3 protein-coding genes are annotated in these 1,065 nt (G+C 60.6%); 1 reads left to right on the top strand and 2 read right to left on the bottom strand.

Annotated elements, in window-relative coordinates; all coding sequences use genetic code 11:
• Nucleotides 1-227: hypothetical protein (locus ACYPYD_RS20250; RefSeq protein WP_459665115.1), on the top strand; the 227-nt coding region annotated here is incomplete at its 5' end.
• On the opposite strand, the gene tnpB is transcribed toward ACYPYD_RS20250, so the two are convergent.
• Nucleotides 211-564, bottom strand: coding sequence for an IS66 family insertion sequence element accessory protein TnpB (gene tnpB / locus ACYPYD_RS20245; RefSeq protein ID WP_419713722.1), 354 nt, complete (start codon nucleotides 562-564; stop codon nucleotides 211-213). The genes ACYPYD_RS20250 and tnpB overlap by 17 nt on opposite strands.
• A complete protein-coding gene (gene tnpA, locus ACYPYD_RS20240; protein ID WP_459665113.1) occupies nucleotides 561-986 on the bottom strand; it encodes an IS66-like element accessory protein TnpA in 426 nt (141 codons plus the stop codon). The genes tnpB and tnpA overlap by 4 nt, the downstream gene beginning before the upstream one ends.
• Between the last annotated feature and the right edge of the window lie 79 nt (nucleotides 987-1,065).

Here is a 1,065-nt window from a genome sequence, read left to right as displayed (position 1 = left end):
TCTCCCAGAATGACGCTGGCGCGTTCCGATCGATTGCCGAATGCTTGTTGGGCCATGCCTTTGAGGAGCGAGCGCAGTTGAGCGTTTTCAGCCCGGAGTTCCCGCACAAGGGCGGCCATCTGTTCGAGATCTTCGGGAAGGTCATCGGCTCGCGAGGGCATGGCGGATTATACCACACCACCCTTGCGCCGCCACTCAAAACCGCAGATTTCAGCCAAAAACCTTAGGGCGCCTTTCCTCCTGGAACGGCAGCCTGCGCCAGTCCAGGCCCGATAGAAGTGCCACACATTGCGGCCCCGTCAGGGCAAGCGTCCCTCCTTGCAACGAGGGCCAGTGGAACCTCCCACGGTCGAGCCATTTTGTCGCCATAACCGCGCCGGATCCATCATGACGGACCAACTTGACCTTGTCAGCCGCCTTGTTGCGGAAGACAAACACATCACCGGCACAGGCATCGTGGCCCAGAACATGTGTCACCAGTCCCATCAGCCGGTTGATCCCGGCCCTGAAGTCGATGGGCTGCGTCGCCACATAGATCCGCACGCTTCCATCGATCGGGATCATTCCCGGATCGCCGCCAGAACGGTGCGCAAGTGCTCCGCCTCGACGGCGCCGCAAATACGAACTGTCACATCGCGCACCACCAATTCCATGCTGGGCGGTGATGCCGGGACGGCCGGCATTTGCGCTTGCTCCTCGCCAACCACCGTCACTGGCACAAGCCGGAGTTCTTCAACGGTCCCCGCCGCTCGCGCCTGCCGGCGCCAATAATGCAGCAGGCCAAGGCCGACGCCGTTATCCCGCGAAACCTGCGCTACCGTTTTTCCGGAAGTGAAGCTTTCCGCAAGAATACGATCGCGCTCATCATCCGGCCATCGCTCGTGCCGACGCCGGACTGGCTCCAAACTAACGGTCAAACGCGAACTTGCACTATGCGACGCACACGTCAAACCAACGTTTGGCGCCGCATCAATTTCGTCAACCACTGCTCGAGCTCCTCAACGTCTCGCGCAGATCTACCCCTCAAAAACCAACCAGAATACGTGGGGTCGGTGCAGCGGTTAC

The organism is Novosphingobium sp. 11B (assembly GCF_054589055.1).
This window is presented reverse-complemented; position numbering and strand designations above follow the sequence as displayed.